This is a genomic window from Aerolutibacter ruishenii, from assembly GCF_007830115.1.
Lineage (GTDB): Bacteria > Pseudomonadota > Gammaproteobacteria > Xanthomonadales > Xanthomonadaceae > Aerolutibacter > Aerolutibacter ruishenii.
Genome location: NZ_VLKP01000002.1, coordinates 357903 through 373893 on the forward strand (window position 1 = coordinate 357903; position 15991 = coordinate 373893).

The 15991-nt window shown below is 66.8% G+C and carries 14 protein-coding genes; 12 read left to right on the forward strand and 2 right to left on the reverse strand.

The window, feature by feature from the left end:
• The first annotated feature begins 38 nt into the window (after window positions 1-38).
• The 3 genes from IP93_RS03855 (at window position 39) to IP93_RS03865 (ending at window position 1953) form a co-directional block, all read left to right on the forward strand.
• Window positions 39-773: a pseudouridine synthase gene (locus IP93_RS03855; RefSeq protein WP_425480019.1), complete on the forward strand. Its 735-nt coding sequence runs from the start codon at window positions 39-41 to the stop codon at window positions 771-773.
• 85 nt (window positions 774-858) lie between these two features.
• Window positions 859-1278: an alternative ribosome rescue aminoacyl-tRNA hydrolase ArfB gene (gene arfB / locus IP93_RS03860; protein WP_144812195.1), complete on the forward strand. Its 420-nt coding sequence runs from the start codon at window positions 859-861 to the stop codon at window positions 1276-1278.
• A gap of 60 nt (window positions 1279-1338) precedes the next feature.
• Window positions 1339-1953: a lysophospholipid acyltransferase family protein gene (locus IP93_RS03865; RefSeq protein WP_144812198.1), complete on the forward strand. Its 615-nt coding sequence runs from the start codon at window positions 1339-1341 to the stop codon at window positions 1951-1953.
• Window positions 1954-1988: 35 nt separating this feature from the next.
• Here the strand turns inward: IP93_RS03865 and IP93_RS03870 are convergent, their stop codons facing one another.
• Window positions 1989-3011: a tetratricopeptide repeat protein gene (locus tag IP93_RS03870; protein ID WP_158636265.1), complete on the reverse strand. Its 1023-nt coding sequence runs from the start codon at window positions 3009-3011 to the stop codon at window positions 1989-1991.
• A gap of 298 nt (window positions 3012-3309) precedes the next feature.
• Here IP93_RS03870 and IP93_RS03875 point away from each other — a divergent pair, with 298 nt between their 5' ends.
• The 5 genes from IP93_RS03875 to IP93_RS03895 all read left to right on the forward strand — a co-directional run bounded on the left by IP93_RS03875 (window position 3310) and on the right by IP93_RS03895 (window position 10586).
• Window positions 3310-4380, forward strand: coding sequence for a HEAT repeat domain-containing protein (locus tag IP93_RS03875; RefSeq protein ID WP_144812202.1), 1071 nt, complete (start codon window positions 3310-3312; stop codon window positions 4378-4380).
• 5 nt (window positions 4381-4385) lie between these two features.
• Window positions 4386-5894, forward strand: a complete 1509-nt coding sequence (locus tag IP93_RS03880) for a glycosyltransferase family 2 protein (RefSeq protein ID WP_242006725.1) — start codon at window positions 4386-4388, stop codon at window positions 5892-5894.
• Complete coding sequence (locus IP93_RS03885) at window positions 5891-7174, forward strand: YaiO family outer membrane beta-barrel protein (RefSeq protein ID WP_144812207.1); 1284 nt, start codon at window positions 5891-5893, stop codon at window positions 7172-7174. Before IP93_RS03880 ends, IP93_RS03885 begins: the two co-directional genes overlap by 4 nt.
• Window positions 7175-7187: 13 nt before the next feature.
• Window positions 7188-9560, forward strand: a complete 2373-nt coding sequence (locus IP93_RS03890) for an LTA synthase family protein (protein WP_158636266.1) — start codon at window positions 7188-7190, stop codon at window positions 9558-9560.
• A gap of 174 nt (window positions 9561-9734) precedes the next feature.
• Entirely contained in the window at window positions 9735-10586 is an 852-nt protein-coding gene (locus tag IP93_RS03895; protein WP_199747078.1) for a hypothetical protein, read from the forward strand.
• On the opposite strand, the gene IP93_RS03900 is transcribed toward IP93_RS03895, so the two are convergent.
• Window positions 10583-11551 (reverse strand): LysR family transcriptional regulator, encoded by a 969-nt coding sequence (locus IP93_RS03900; protein ID WP_144812215.1) that lies wholly within the window; start codon window positions 11549-11551, stop codon window positions 10583-10585. The two genes, IP93_RS03895 and IP93_RS03900, sit on opposite strands and share 4 nt — an antisense overlap.
• 168 nt (window positions 11552-11719) lie before the next feature.
• Here IP93_RS03900 and aceB point away from each other — a divergent pair, with 168 nt between their 5' ends.
• The 4 genes from aceB to IP93_RS03920 all read left to right on the forward strand — a co-directional run bounded on the left by aceB (window position 11720) and on the right by IP93_RS03920 (window position 15990).
• Window positions 11720-13378, forward strand: a complete 1659-nt coding sequence (aceB, locus tag IP93_RS03905) for a malate synthase A (protein WP_242006726.1) — start codon at window positions 11720-11722, stop codon at window positions 13376-13378.
• A gap of 268 nt (window positions 13379-13646) precedes the next feature.
• Window positions 13647-14945: an isocitrate lyase gene (gene aceA / locus IP93_RS03910; RefSeq protein ID WP_144812220.1), complete on the forward strand. Its 1299-nt coding sequence runs from the start codon at window positions 13647-13649 to the stop codon at window positions 14943-14945.
• 184 nt (window positions 14946-15129) lie between these two features.
• Entirely contained in the window at window positions 15130-15399 is a 270-nt protein-coding gene (locus IP93_RS03915) for a hypothetical protein (protein ID WP_158636267.1), read from the forward strand.
• Between the two features lie 126 nt (window positions 15400-15525).
• Window positions 15526-15990 (forward strand): hypothetical protein, encoded by a 465-nt coding sequence (locus IP93_RS03920; protein WP_144812225.1) that lies wholly within the window; start codon window positions 15526-15528, stop codon window positions 15988-15990.
• Window position 15991 lies beyond the last annotated feature (1 nt).

Consider the following 15991-nt stretch of genomic DNA (forward strand, 5'->3'; position numbering starts at 1 on the left):
GCGCGCGAGGGCTTCGTCAGGATTCCGCTGGTGGCCGCATGACCACGGACCTTGGCGTGGCGATGCCGATGGCAGAGCCCGACGCACTGCCGGTGTTGTACCGCGACGACAGTCTGGCCGTGGTCAACAAACCCGCCGGCCTGATGGTCCACGACAGCGCACTCGCCCGTGGCGAGACCGACTTCGCAGCCGACCGCCTGCGCGAGCAGTTCGACCGCCCGATCTTCCTCGTGCACCGGCTAGATCGCGCCACCAGTGGTGCACTGCTATTGGCCTTCGACCGCGACACTGCGTCGGCGCTGGGCCAGGTGATGATGTCGCGCGAGGTCGAGAAGGACTACTGGGCGGTGTGCCGTGGCTGGCCCGAACCGCAGTTCACCGTGGACCATCCGCTCGATGGCGGGCCGGGCAAGCCGCAAAAGAAACCCGCGGTGACCCGCTTCACCCGCTTGGCGACCGCCGAGATCCCGGTGCCCTCCCCGGGCTTCGAAACCTCGCGCTACGCGCTGCTGTGCGCGCAGCCGGAGACCGGACGGTTCCGCCAGATCCGCCGCCACCTCAAGCACGTCTCGCACCACCTGATTGGCGACACGAGCCACGGCGACGGCCGCCACAACCGCAGTTTCCGCATGCTTGGCATCCACCGCATGCTGTTGCACGCGCGTCGGCTTGCCTTCCTGCATCCGTCCAGCGGCGCGCGCGTGGTGGCGAACGCCCCGCTGGATGTGGAATTCAGCCGCGCCCTCGCGCTGTTCGAGGGTTTCGATCCGTAGCGTGGGGCGTGGTGTTCCTGTCGCTTGCCTGGGCGGCAACCCGCAGCGATCGCACTACAATGCGCAGGCAAGAGGACGTCACCCGATGCTGCGAGTAGGCCCCAACGTGGAGATCGCCGACGACGAGCTGGTCGAGCGATTCGTGCGCGCCGCCGGTCCCGGTGGCCAGAACGTCAACAAGGTGGCCACTGCGGTGGAACTGCGTTTCGACATCGCCGGTTCGCCGTCGCTGCCTGAGGCGGTACGCGCACGGCTGCTGGCCAAGCGCGACCGGCGCATGACCGGCGAAGGGGTGCTGGTGATAAACGCGCAGCGCTTCCGCACGCAGGAGCGCAACCGTGACGACGCGCGCGCGCGTCTGGTCGCCTTCGTCGAAGGCGGGCTGCACGCGCCCATTCCGCGCATCGCCACCCGGCCCACCCGGGCCTCCAAGGTGCGGCGGCTGGAGGCCAAGCGCGAACGCAGTACGATCAAGCAGGGGCGCACCCGGCGTGATTGGGACTAGTCGGCGTGCGGTCCCGTAGCCGCTACGCTGTCCCGACCCTGACGATGCCACAGGCACCGCATGCCCAACGACGCCGCTTCCCGCCCGATCGTGCTGCCGCTGCCTCCGCAGGTGCCGCGCGTGAGGCCTCATGCCTTCGTCCGCTGGCTGGGGCGCACGATCCTGCGCCTGGCGGGTTGGCGCATGGTGGGCGCGTTCCCTGACATCCCGCGTGCGGTGCTGATCGGCGCGCCGCATTCCAGCAACTGGGACGGTGTGCTGGGGCTGGCCGCCAAGATGGGCATGGGCCTGGACATCAGGATCCTGGGCAAGGCGTCGCTGTTCAAGGTGCCGGTGATGGGCGCGTTGCTGCACCGGCTGGGGGTGATTCCGGTGGACCGTAGCGCCGCGCATGGCGTGGTGGAGCAGGCGGCGGCGATGATCCGCAGCCGTCCGCAACTCTGGTATGGGCTGGCGCCGGAAGGCACGCGCAAGCCGGTCGAGCACTGGAAGCCCGGCTTCTGGCGCATCGCCAAGGCGGCCGGGGTGCCGGTGGTGCCGGCGTACTTCCACTACGGCCAACGGGTAATCGGCATCGGCCCGACATTCGAGCTGGGGGAGGACATGCAGGCCGATATCGCCCGCATCCGCGCGTGGTACCGCAGCGTCGCCAACGGCAAGTACCACGAGGCGTGAGCGAGGCTGCCCGCCGTCCAGCCCTGCGCCGCGATCTAGGGAGCGTTGACCGCGGACCCCGAGGCGGCACCACTGCTGCTCGCCGGGCCAAGGCGTTCGAGCAGTGTCCGGACCTCGGTGTGGCCCGGATTGGCCTCGATCACACGCTGCAACAGCGCGCGCGCCTCGTCGCCTCGACCCTGCCGGTGACGCACGTAGGCCAACCCTTCGGTGGCATCGAGATCACCTTGCCGAACCGCCAGCGTGCGGGTGAACCGGCGCTCTGCCTCGCCCAGGTCGTGTTGGGCGGATGACGTGTTGTGCCGGCGCAAGGCGACGAAGCCCAATCCAGTGGTGGCTCCCGCATGGTCTGGATCAACCACGAGAACCCGGGCGTAAGCCGCTGCCGCTGCCCCCAGGTCACCCAGCCGCATGTGGTTGGATCCTTCCAGCAGCAATGCATCCGCATCCTGGACCTCGATCCGGGCCAGCTCGCGCAGGCTGTCCTGGTGCCTTCCTTCGATGTGGGCGCGGTTTGCCTCGTCCAACGCCAGGCGGTCGGACGAGCGCTCGCGCTCGACCGAGCCGGCATAGCTCTCGCTCTTGGCGAATCCCGCCAGGTAGCGCTGGACGTTCTTGGCGCGGTGCAGGCCCAGATAGCAGTGGATATAGGCGGCGCCATCGGCGTTGAGCGCCGCCTCCGCGGCTGCGCGCGAGTTGGCCATGTAGTCCTTGCCGAAGGAGTGCCCGAGGATGCTGCCCATGGGGAAGTTCAACACTTTCATCCCGTGACGCGCGGCATGCCCGCGCTCCTGCGCCAGCAGCGCCCGTTCGTAAGGCTGGTCTGGATTGAGCAGGCTGACGATGGTGGTGACGCCCTTCTCCTTGAGAAACGCGAAGTCGGCTTCGACCGGGTATGGCCCGAAGATGATGCGCTCGGAGGTATCGGAGCGCGCGGCACGCCATGGCTGCACCCAGACGCTGGCCGGGTGCAATAACACCCAGGTTCCGAAGGCCCCGAGGAACAGACACGCGGCGAGGGCCAGATAGAGGAGTTTCGATCGGGTGGTTCGTGGCATGAAGGCCTCATTCCTGGAGGGCTGCGGTGGCAGGGCGCCGCTGCGGGACATCCAGCGGGGTATGGGGAGGTTGCTGCCCCGGGCGGACTGCGCGATATCCATTGGCGAGGCAAAAAGCAAGCGCGAGTTTTGCAAACTGTGACAAAAGCCGCAATACTATTGGATTGGGGGAAGTCTCCGAAGTTGCCCAGTGGTCCGGCGCCGATCGGCGCCGGCTGGGGGGTGTTGCCGGTAGGGGTTTTGACTGCAAATTCGTTGATGCGGCGCGCAAGGCGGGCCTGCACTTCAGGGGGCGACAGTGGATCTGGGTTTTCTGAGCGGGGCTGATTCAAAGCTCGTGTTCGCGTTTTGGCTTGGCGTCACGGTTCTGGTGATGACGCTGGTTACGCTGACGGTAATCCTCGTGATGCGGCAGATGGTCGCGCGCAAGGAGCGGGCACACCTGCGCGCCGCCCATCATTGGGGCCGCATCCTCGTGGATGTTGCCCACGGGGGCGAGGCCGGGCCATCCACCCTTCCGGCGCGTGACGTGTCGGGTTTCGTCGAGGCGTGGAATGGCATCCACGCCAACCTGGGCGGTGCCGAAAACCCTGCGTTGCAGGCCTTGGCAGGGTCGATCGGGCTGGAGAAGCGCTTGCACTCGCTGCTGCAGCGCGGTGGCTTCCATGAGCGGGTGGTCACGATCATCGCCTTGGGCTACCTGAGGAGCCGCGCGCATTTTGACCGGATCGCGCGCCTTCTGGACGATCGCAGCTCGATCGTGTCGCTCTGTGCGGCACGGGCGATCATGCAGATCGATCCCGGTCGCGCCGTTTCCTTGCTCGTGCCGCAGATCATGGCGCGTGGCGACTGGTCGCAGGGGGGCGTTGCCGACATCCTTCGTGAAGCAGGTGCGGGGCGCGTATCCCAAGAGCTTGGGACGGCCGCGCTGCAGGCCAACGCGGACGTGGCGCCGCGCATGGTTCGCTTTCTCGCCGGCGTCAGCCCGGAAGCGGCCGCGCCCGTGATCCGCCAGATCGTTGCCACGTCCAACGATGACCATCTTGTCTCGACCTGCCTGCAGGTATTGGCCGATCCCGCTGATCTCGACCTGGTGCGGCCCCTGCTCGATCACCCGCGTTGGCATGTGCGCATGCACGCTGCGACGGCTCTGGGCCGGCTGGGCGTGCCGGGTGATGAGCAGCGGCTGCTGCCCTTGCTTGCCGATGCGCAATGGTGGGTGCGTTACCGGGCCGCGCAGGCACTCGTAAAACTGCCATTCATGAAGGAGGCCGCCATGCACCGGTTCCGTGACACCCAGACCGATCGGTTCGCGTGCGACATCCTCGATCAGGTGATGGCGGAGCAGCGGATGGGGGTGGAGCGATGAACGGAGTGACGCTGCCTTCCGGACTGGTCTGGTTCCTAGAGGGAATGCAATGGGTATTCCTTCTGTACTTCATCGGCATCAACCTCGGGTACCTGTTGCTGAATTATGTGTCGGTCTTCGGCATCATCCGGCACATGCGCGAGCACGGCGCGCAGTACCTGCCCAAGAACTTCACGGCCTACCAGCCGCCGGTCAGCATCCTGGTGCCCGCGCACAACGAGGAACGCACCATCGTGTCCTCGGTGCGGTCGCTGCTTCGACTGAAGTACCCGGACTTCGAGATCGTCGTCGTCAATGACGGCTCCACCGACGGCACGCTCGACGCGCTCGTCCGGGCGTTCGCACTGGTCGAGTTCCCGGAGGCCTACCGCAAGCGGATCGAGACAGAGCCGGTCAATCGCATCTTTGCGTCCACCGATTTTCCGCGCGTGCGCCTGGTGGACAAGCAGCAGGGCGGCAAGGCCGATGCGCTCAATGCAGGTATCAACTGCGCCCGCTACCCTTTGTTCTGCGTGGTCGACGCCGACTGCATCCTGCAGCATGACAGCCTGTCACGCGTGGTGCAGCCGTTCCTGGAAGACGCAACCACGGTCGCGGCGGGCGGCGTGATCCGTATCGTCAATGGCTGTTCGGTCAAGGACGGCTTCCTGTCCGACGTGGCCCTGCCGCGCAAGGCCCTGCCGCAGTTCCAGTTGATCGAATACCTTCGCGCATTCCTGTTCGGGCGCCTGGGCTGGTCGCCGATCAACGCGCTGTTGATCATTTCCGGTGCGTTCGGCGTGTTCTACAAGGAGCGCGTGATCGCGGTGGGCGGTTACCACAAGGACACGGTGGGCGAGGACATGGAGCTGGTCGTGCGCCTGCACCACCAGCTGCGCAAGGAACGGCGGCATTACAACATCACGTTCGTGCCTGATCCCATTTGCTGGACGGAAGCGCCGGAGGATCTGCGATCCCTGCGCAACCAGCGCGTGCGCTGGCAGCAGGGCCTGATGGAAAGCCTCATCCCGAACTGGCGGATGATGTTCCAGCGCAACGGCGGCGCCGTTGGGCGACTGGCATTTCCCTTCATGCTGCTGTTCGAAGGCCTGGGTCCGGTGATCGAGGTCCTGGGCTACGTCTCGGTGCTGGTGCTGTGGCTGGTGGGTTTGCTGTCGCCCGAGGCCTTCCTGGTGTTCCTGTTCGCTTCCGTCGGCCTGGGCGTGCTGCTGTCGACCAACGCGCTATTGCTGGAGGAACTGTCGTTCCGCCTGTATCCGCGTCCGGCACAGCAGTTGAAGCTGTTCGCGGTCGCAATCATCGAGAACTTCGGCTACCGGCAACTGACGGCGTTCTGGCGCCTCATTGGACTGCTGCGCTGGGTCACGGGGCTGCGTGGCAAATCCCGCTGGGGCAAGGTTAAGCGCCACGCGACGTGGCAACACGACTCCGGCGAGGCGCCTCCGCCCGCCGGCCCACAGCACATCGACACACGCCCTGCTGGCTCAACCCGGGAACTGGAAACCACCCCATGACGGCATCCCCCATTGCCCTTGCACTGCTGCTGGCTGCGGCCGACCCGATCCTGCCGCCGCACGAAACGCCGGCGGCGACCACGGTCGCCGATTCCGGGGAAAGCCACGAGCAGCAGTTGCTTCGCGCGAGGGAGCTGGCCACCAATGGCCAGCGTGACGCGGCGCTTGCCCTTTATTCAACGATGCTTGAGCGCTCGCCTGGCAATACCGATGTGCTGCTCGCCCGTGGACGCACTTTGGCGTGGATGGGGCAGTGGCAGCAATCGGAGGCGGACCTGCAGGCGGTGGTGGATAGATCGCCGACGTATGCCGATGCGTGGTCAGCGCTGGGCGACATGTACCTATGGAGCGACCGCTCCACCCAGGCCGTGCAGGCCTATGGCCGCTGGCAGGCCTTGCAGCCGCAAGATCCTGACGCCCTCCTGGCGCGGGCCCGCGCCCATCGGTCGGCGGGTGAGCTCGATGCCGCGCGCGCCGACTTCGAGGCGGCCCGCGCATTGGGAGCGGACCAGGCCTTGGTCGACGCCGCGATTCGCGCCCTCGAACCACGTGCCTCCAGTCCCGATGCCGCTGCGGCGGACGGGTATCGGTGGGCCGCGCGCATCGGCGCGGCCAGGACAACGTTCCGTCCTGCGCGTGATGGCTGGACCGAGCAGTCAGCGTCGCTGCGTCGGTATTTCGAGCGCGGCTCGCTGGGCCTGGAATGGTTGGGCGCGCGACGGTTTGGTCAGCGCGACGCCGCTTGGGCGCTGGATGGCTACGTTGACCTCTGGACGCGGGCGTATGCCAACCTGCGTTACCAGCATGCGCCCACGCCGGACCTGTTTTCCGACCGGTCCTGGCGCGTGGAGCTGTACCAGGGCGTGGGACGTGGCTGGGAGTTGTCGGCCAGCTACGACCAGCTCGACTTTGGCGGATCACCCACGGAGTTGTATGGCCTGGGCGTGGGCCGCTACGTGGGCAACTTCTACCTGCGCGGCCGAGCGCTTTACGTGCCCGATGTGGATTCGCACAGCCTGAGCTTCAAGGGACTGCTTCGGTATTACTACGCCGGCAATGGCGACGAGTATGTGGAAGTGACAGGGGGCTCCGGACGCACGACAGAGTCACGTAGCGGCGCCGGGGGCGCGGTGCTGGACGACAGCAGTTCGTCGGCCAGCGTGGCGTTCGTCAAGTACCTGACGCCGCGACTTGGGTTCAAGGTGGGGGCGAACTACGCCGACAACGTGGACGGCTATTCCGAACGTGGCATCTCGGCATCGGTCTACACGCGCTGGTGAGCAGGCCGTTCCGATGAGCCACGGAGGAACTGCGCGTCCACGCGCGCAATGCATTCGCCAGGCCTTGGCCAGCTTTGCGTGGTTGCTGCCGGCGGTGTTGTTGGCGTTCATTGTGGCCCACGCGATCGAATTGGCCGCAGGCAGCCGGGCAGCGGAAGGAACTGGCGTCCTGTGGCTGCTCGGGTCGGCGCTGTGGTCGGATCTGTTGGTAACCGTCAAATGCGCGCCACTGCTGTTCGTGCTGTCGCTGCCGGTGCTGGTGCTGGGTCGGGGGGGCTGGCGGCTGGTGGGCGTTGGTCTGCCATGGTCGGTGCCGGTACTGGCGCAGGCCATGTTGGGCGAGTACTTCCTGACTACGCGCGTGCCGCTGGGCGCCGATCTGTTCGGTTACTCATGGGGCGAGTTGCGCACCACTGTGGTAGCCGGTGCGGAAATCGGCCCACGTGCGGTGGTCGCGCTGATTCTGCCTTTGGCCGCGCTGTGGTCTGGCTTGTTCTGGTTTGGTCGTCGGGTGCCCGCCACCCCGCGGGCGGTGCCAGGTGCCGCTCTCCTGGTGCTGGGCATTTTCGGTATCTGGACGCTGCCCTCGCGCGTTGATGCGCGCCATTTCCACAGTGAGGACAGTTACAACCTGAGCGCGAACAAGGCCGGGTTCCTGCTGGATGAGAGCCTGGCCTACCTGCGACGCCGCCATGCAGGTCCCGCCACGCCGCCCGCACCCGCGGTAACCGGGGGCCAGGAACGGCCCGGACTCGATCCGGATTTCCCGTTCCTGCATGGCGAACAGACACCGGACACGCTCGGGCCGCTGTTTGCCACGTCGCCCGCCGACCCGCCGCCGAACCTGGTCTTCATCGTGGTTGAAGGCCTGGGGCGGACCTTCTCCGGCCCGGGTGCCCGCCTGGGTAGCTTCACCCCTTTCCTTGACGAACTGGCCACGCGCAGCCTGTACTGGGAGAACTTTCTCGCCGTGCAGGGCCGCACCTTCGCGGCATTGCCGTCGATCTTTGGTTCGCTGCCGTTCGCCGAGCAGGGATTTGCTGCGCTGGAAGAGCGCATGCCCAGCCACGCGACGTTGCTGAGCGTGCTCAAGGACAATGGCTACGCGCTCGCGTTCTATGCCGGTTTCGATCCGGATTTCGACAACGAGCGACAATTCCTGCTGCGCCAAGGCGTCGATCGGATCGTAGGGCCCGACCAGTTCGGCGGCCGGTACCGCAAGGCGAACGACTGGGGGTTTGCCGATGGAGACCTGGTCGACCGCGTGCTCGAGGACGCCGCGGGTGCCGCGCCCGCGGTGACGGTGATCCAGACCATTACCCTGCACACGCCGTATACGTTCCCGGGGCAGGCCGGGTATGCCGAGCGGCTGGAGCGGCATCTGGATGTGCTGGGGGTCGTCGAGTCGCGGCGGGCGGCCTACCGCTCGCAGCGCGCCATCTACGAGTCGATCCTGTACACCGACGATGCGCTGCGACGCTATTTCGAACGCATGCGCGAGCGGCCGGAATTCGCCAACACCGTGTTCGTGGTCACCGGCGACCATCGTCTGCCCGAGATCCCGATGGACACGCGGATCGAGCGCTACCATGTGCCGCTGCTGGTGTATTCGCCGCGACTCAAGCAGCCGCGACACATCCGTTCGGTGTCCTCGCAGTTCGACATCGCCCCCTCGCTGCTGGCGTGGTTGGGCAGCCAGCACGGTATCCGCACGCCGACCCGGGTGGCTTGGCTGGGTAGTGGACTCGACGTCGAGGCCGGCTTCCGCAATGTGCACGCATTCCCGTTGAAGCAGACCAAGGGTAACCTGGTCGACTTCATTTCCGGCCATTACTTCGTCAACCAGGGCGCTTTGTACGCGTTGCGCGACGGCATGGAGATCGAGCCGGTGGACGATGCAGAAGCTTTGCAGCGAATCAATGTCGAGTTCGATCGCTTCCGCGCAGCCAATGACCAGCTCGCAAGAGGCTTCGCACTGGTGCCGGAGGATGCGCCGAGGACGCTGTCCGTCTTCCGGGAGCAGGATCGCGTGGCTCTCGCGCTGCCGCCGCCGGTGGGTTTGGCGGTGGAGCGCGTGGTAGTGCCGGAAGCGGCAAATGCCGATGCGCTGGAGGTAGAGGTGGTGTTTGCCAACGGCGCCGTCACGCCATCGCCCCCGTTTGTGCCGCTGCTGGTGCTGGCCGATGCCAGCGGCCGTGAGGTGAGTGAAACCTATGGCCCAGCGATGGTGCTGGCGGCGGGGGAGCGGGCGAGTGTTCGTGTGCCGCTCAAGTCGAGCGGCGTGGCTGCAGGCGCATACTCGCTGGCGGTCATCCCGTCGCATCCAGACACCGGCAAGCCGGTGGGCGCGGGGAAGTTCCGTGTTGCCCTGTCCCTGGAAAAGTGAGCGCACTGCCTGCGCGTCCTTGCCCGGATTCGCGGGCGGCGCCCGGGATGCCCTGGAGACCCGTCGATGAGAACGCTCTGGCTCTGCCTCCTGTTGTGTTGCCTTGTTTGGCCTGAGGCACGGGCCAAGGATTCACCGCGTGCGGTGTGGACGTGGGAAAAGCCCTCGTTCGCCATGCTGGAATCGCCACGGGTAGCGGAGGAGGCGTTGTCGTTCTTCCAGCGCAAGCGGGTCACGACGGTCTATCTGTACGCCGATTCGTTTGATGGGCGCAATCCGGTCCGGGATCGTCCCGAGCTGTATCGCGCTTTCATCCGGCGTGCCCACGCGCGTGGCATCCAGGTGTACGCGCTGCTCGGTTCCTGGTACCTGCATACCGAGCGCTATGTCCTGCCGCGACACCGTCGCGCAGCCCGCGCGATGCTGGCCGGGGTGCTGGAGTACAACGCCGGGGCCGCCCCGGACGAACGCTTTGATGGGGTCAACTACGACATCGAACCGCACCTGCTCGATGAGTGGAATGACGCCTCGCGCCATCGACTGCTGCTGGGATTCCTGGACATGACGGCGGACTTGATGGCCGATCGGCGCAAGTCCGGCCAGTCGCTGCCCATTGGCCCGGCGATGCCCTTCTGGTGGGATGGCATCACCCTCGAGTGGCGCGGGGCCCGCAAGACCGTGGCCGAGCACGTCATCGACGCCACCGATTACGTGGCGTTGATGGACTACCGCAACCGTGCCGAGGGCCGCGATTCCATCCTTTCGCACGCCCAGGACGAGATGGACTACGCTGACAAGGTGGGCAAGCAGGTCGTGATCGGGCTTGAGTTCAATCCCGGCGAACCGGCCAAGCTGAGTTTCCACGGCATGGATGAGGCGGCGTTCGAGCGTGAAGCGGCCAAGGTGGAAGGTGCATACGGTGATCGCCCGGCTTTTGGCGGCTTCGTGTTCCATCACTACCTGGGCTACCGGCGTTTCGTACGCGATCCGGCTCCGAACGATCCGATTGTGCCGCCCTCACGTTAACGTTCCGAGTGTCCGGTGGCGTAATGGCCGCCGCGCTCGAACAGCGCCGGCTGGATCAATTCGGTGAACGCCCGCGCCTGCGGCGACAGGTACTTGCCCTTGCGCACCACGACGCCATAGCTGCGCGAGGGGAAATAGCGCGCCAACGAGCGCGTCGCCAGTCGTTCATGGTCGGCCTCGGTCAGGCAGATCGCGGTGACGATGCTGATACCCAGGCCCATTGCCACGTACTGCTTGATCACTTCCCAGCCACCGACCTCCAGCGCCACCGTATACGGCACCCGGTTCTGGTGGAAGACCAGGTCCACCAGCCGATACGTGGTCAATCGCTGTGGCGGCAGGATCAGCCCATACGGCGACAGGTCGTGCAGGGTCAGGTCGCCCTTGTGCGCCAGCGGATGGTCGCGCGGGGTGATCAGCATCGGCTCGAAGCGGTATACCGGCGCGTAGCTGAGGTCACCGGGCACGTCGATCATCGAGCCCACCGCCAGATCCACCCCGTCCGAGCGCAGCAGATCCAGGCCTCCGGCGCCGGTGACGTTGTGCAGGGTCAGTCGCACCTCCGGGTGGGCGGCGCGGAACGCCTCCACAATCTTCGGCAGCAGGTAGAGGATGGTCGAAGTGCCGGCGGCCACGTTGAGCTCGCCGGCATCCAGGCCGCGCACCCGCTCGCGGAAACTCGCGTCCAACCCGTCCATGCCTTCGACCAGCGGCCGCGCCAGCTCATACAGCGCCTGGCCCTCGGCGGTCAGCGCCAGACGGCGCCCGCTGCGCTCCAGCAGCCGCGTGCCCATCTCGCGCTCCAGAGCCTGCAGCTGCAGGGTCACGGCCGGCTGGGTCAGGTACAGCGCGTCGGCCGCGCGCGACACCGAACCCAGTCGCGCGGTCTGGCAGAACGCCCGCAGCGGCTTCAGCCGGTCGCCCTTGTAGGCGAAACGCGGGGCCTTGGGTGGGCGTTCGGCCATTGGTTTCATCTGTCTATTAGTTTGTTTAATGATAAACATTGAAAAAACTTGATTGTCAAATACAAGACTGCAGCGCATGTTGGTTTTGCACCGCAACACGCATCACCACCGTGAGGAGAGATTCGGATGTCGGCAGTCTTGGCGGAAACGGTTCTGGCAGAACAACCCATGCCCCGGAACGGGGTGGTGTCGGTCACCGGCATCGAGGTGACCGCGACCCTTCCGGGGCAGGACACGTTGCTGACGCCGGTAGCCCTGGACTTCCTGGCCGGCCTGCACCGCCGTTTCGAGGCCACCCGCCAGGTTCGCCTGGCCGCTCGCCGCGAGCGCCAGGCCTTCTTCGACGCCGGCGGCCTGCCGGACTTCCGTGCCGACACCGTGGCCATCCGCAGCAGCGACTGGCGCGTGGCGCCGATCCCGGCCGCGCTGCAGGACCGTCGCGTGGAGATCACCGGCCCGGTCGACCCGAAGATGGTGATCAACGCGCTCAACTCCGGCGCCAACTGCTACATGGCTGATTTCGAGGACAGCACCGCGCCAACCTGGGCCAACCTCGTCGCCGGGCAGCAGGCCCTGCGCGCCGCCGTCGCCGGCACGCTGGAATACACCGCCCCGGGCACCGACGCCGCCCCCGGCAAGCACTACGCGCTCAAGCCCTTTGCGCAGCAGGCGGTGCTGCTGGTTCGCCCGCGCGGCTGGCACCTGGACGAGAAGCACGTGCGCATCGATGGCGCATCGATGTCCGGCAGCCTGTTCGACCTGGGCCTGTTCGCCTTCCATAACGCCAAGACGCTCGCCGCCAAGGACCGCGGCCCGTACTTCTACCTGCCCAAGCTGCAGTCGATGGAAGAGGCGGCGCTGTGGAACGATGTGCTCGACCACGTCGAGCGCGCCCTGGGCCTGACGGCCGGCCAGCTCAAGGTCACCGTGCTGATCGAGACCCTGCCGGCCGTGTTCGAGATGGACGAGATCCTGCACGCGCTGCGCGGCCGCATCGCGGGCCTCAACTGCGGGCGCTGGGACTACGTGTTCTCGTACATCAAGACCTTCCGTCGCCACCGCGACAAGGTGCTGCCTGAGCGCGGCCAGGTCACCATGATCCAGCCATTCCTGCGCGCCTACTCCGAGTTGCTGATCCAGACCTGCCACAAGCGTGGCGCGCACGCGATGGGCGGCATGGCCGCGCAGATCCCGATCAGCGGCACCGACGCGGCGAGCATCGAGGCCAACCAGGCCGCGCTGGCCAAGGTCCGCGCCGACAAGCTGCGCGAGGTCACCGCAGGCCACGACGGCACCTGGGTGGCGCACCCGGCGCTGATCCCGCTGGCACGCGATGTGTTCGACGAGCGCATGCCCACCCCGCACCAGCAACACGTCAAGCGCGAAGAGGTCATCGTCACCCGCGACGACCTCATCAAGCCGTCGTTGGGCACCATCACCCGCGCCGGCTTCGAGAACAACGTCGAGGTCTGCGTGCGCTACCTGGCCGCGTGGCTGGACGGCAGCGGCTGCGTGCCGATCCACTGGCTGATGGAGGATGCGGCCACCGCCGAGATCGCCCGCGCCCAGTTGTGGCAGTGGCTGCACCACGCCGATCCCCGCGCCGACGGATCGCACGGCCAGCCACTGTGCCTGGATGACGGCAGCGAAGTGGACTTCGCCCTGCTCGAACGCGCGCTGCTCAACCTGCCCGGCAAGCTCACCGACCGCCTGCAGATGCCCGGTGGCAGTCGCGTGGCCGAGGCCATCGGACTGCTCGACCGGCTCACCCACGCCGACACCCTGGAGGACTTCCTGACCCTCCCGGCCTACAGGCGACTGACCTGATCCCACCGGCGCGCGGCGCCAGCAGGTGCTGACCACGGTCAGCGCCAACGGCCCCGGCTTGTCTGCACGCAGGCATCCGCGATGCCGTCACCAAACCCACGCCGGATGGCCCGGCCTCCCGTTACGCGACAGCCCACGACACAACGCCCACCGGCCCTGCCATCCGCCAAACGAACCGCTAGACAGATTTCGCTTCACCCACCCAGGAAGACGCCATGTCTTTCCCGCCACGTCCCAAGCCAACCCCCTAGACCCGAGGAATGCCGCCATGACCACCAAGCTCCCCACCGCCGACCAGCTGCGCCACGACTGGGCCACCAACCCCCGCTGGGCCGGCATCACCCGCCCGTACTCGGCCGAGGACGTGGTGCGCCTGCGCGGCACCGTGCCGGTGGAGCACTCCATCGCCAAGCTTGGCGCGGAGAAGCTGTGGAAGTCGCTGCACACCGAGGACTTCATCAACGCCCTCGGCGCGCTGACCGGCAACCAGGCCATGCAGCAGGTCAAGGCCGGGCTCAAGGCGATCTACCTCTCCGGCTGGCAGGTCGCCGCCGATGCCAACATCGCCGGCGAGATGTACCCGGACCAGTCGCTGTACCCGGCCAACTCGGTGCCGCAGGTCGTGCGCCGCATCAACAACACCCTGCTGCGCGCCGACCAGATCCAGTGCGCCGAAGGCAGCGGCGACATCGACTTCCTGCAGCCGATCGTGGCCGATGCCGAGGCCGGTTTCGGCGGCGTGCTCAACGCCTTCGAGCTGATGAAGGGCATGATCGAGGCCGGCGCTTCCGGCGTGCACTTCGAGGACCAGTTGGCCAGCGTGAAGAAGTGCGGCCACATGGGCGGCAAGGTGCTGGTGCCGACGCGCGAGGCGGTCGAGAAGCTGGTCGCCGCCCGCCTGGCCGCCGACGTGATGGGCGTGCCGACCCTGATCGTCGCGCGTACCGACGCCGAGGCCGCCGACCTGCTGACCAGCGATGTCGACCCCAACGACGTGCCGTTCACCACCGGCGAACGCACCGTCGAAGGCTTCTACAAGACCCATAACGGCCTCGACCAGGCCATCAGCCGCGGCCTGGCGTACGCACCGTACGCCGACCTGGTGTGGTGCGAGACCGGCAAGCCCGACCTGGAGTTCGCGCGCAAGTTCGCCGAGGCGATCCACGCCAGGTTCCCGGGCAAGCTGCTGGCCTACAACTGCTCGCCGTCGTTCAACTGGAAGAAGAACCTCGACGACGCGACGATCGCGAAGTTCCAGAAGGAAATCGCGTCCTACGGTTACAAGTTCCAGTTCATCACCCTGGCCGGTTTCCACAGCCTGAACTACGGCATGTTCAACCTGGCGCACGGCTACGCGCGCCGCCAGATGAGCGCCTTCGTCGAGCTGCAGGAAGCCGAGTTCGCCGCCGCCGAGAAGGGCTTCACCGCGGTCAAGCACCAGCGCGAGGTCGGCACCGGCTACTTCGATGCGGTGACCCAGACCATCCAGGGTGGCCAGTCGTCGACCGTGGCGCTCAAGGGCTCGACCGAGGAGGAGCAGTTCCACGAGGCGCGCGCGGCGGCCTGAGGCCCAGCCCGCGACAGACGGCGTGGACACGGACGCCGGGCCACGCCGGGCCGGACATGACGCCGGCCCGTTGGCGTCGATGGGACTTTTGGCATTCGACAGGGATTGGTCGAGATGCGTATCGTCGACTTCCCGCTCCCGGTTTGGTTCAGTTGGCATGTCCAGGCATTCTTTCGTTGTTGCAATGATCATGGCGGTCATCTGTGCCGCCCCGGCCCTCGCCAAGGCAGATGAAGCAGCCAAGGTGCCTGTCGCTGCCACAGCGTCGACCACCGGCCCGGAACCCACGCAGCCGACCAGTCGAGCGCAGGCCGAAGACGACCAGGTGATTTGCAGGGCCGAGCGCTCCCTGGGAAGCAACCGCATTCAGCGGGTGTGCCGGTCGGCCGAGCAGGTCCGCCGCGAGCGCGAAGCGGCCCGCCAGGCGCTGGAGAAGCGCGGCGTGGGCGGCTGACCGCCGCCCCACGACTCCCGCCCGGTGGCCGGCAGCCTCCCCTGCATTGCCAGCGTGTACGGGCAGGCGTAGCCTCGGTTGCCTTGATCTGCGCAAGTGACTCACAGGAGGCGTGTCGTGACCAGATTGTCCATCGTGGTGATGTTGTCGGTTGTGCTGGCAGGCGGGCAGTTCGCGGCACCTGTCGCCGCACAGGAGTCGGGAGACAAGCTGGCGCACATCCTGGATCAGCAGCAGGCATTGAAGGCCAGCCTCGACGACGGAACGTCCGGATTGTCGCCGCGCCAAATCCGCCAGATCCGCAAGGAGCAAGGCGAGGTGTTCGCGATCGCGGGCAAGAACGCCCGCTTCGACCAGCTCAATGTCCAGGAGCAGATCCGCTTGGAGAACGCGCTGGAGCGGATCAACGCCCATTTCGTCGGCACCCGGGTGGCGCAGGAGAACCAGGACACCTGCTGGACCGAAGCCAAGACCGGCTCAAAGCTGAAGGTCACCCGCTGTGGTACGCAGGAAGAGCGCGACGAGACGCGTCGCGGCGCGCGCGCATGGCTGGAAAAGCCCAGGATCTGCGTTCCGCCCGGTTGCAGCTGAG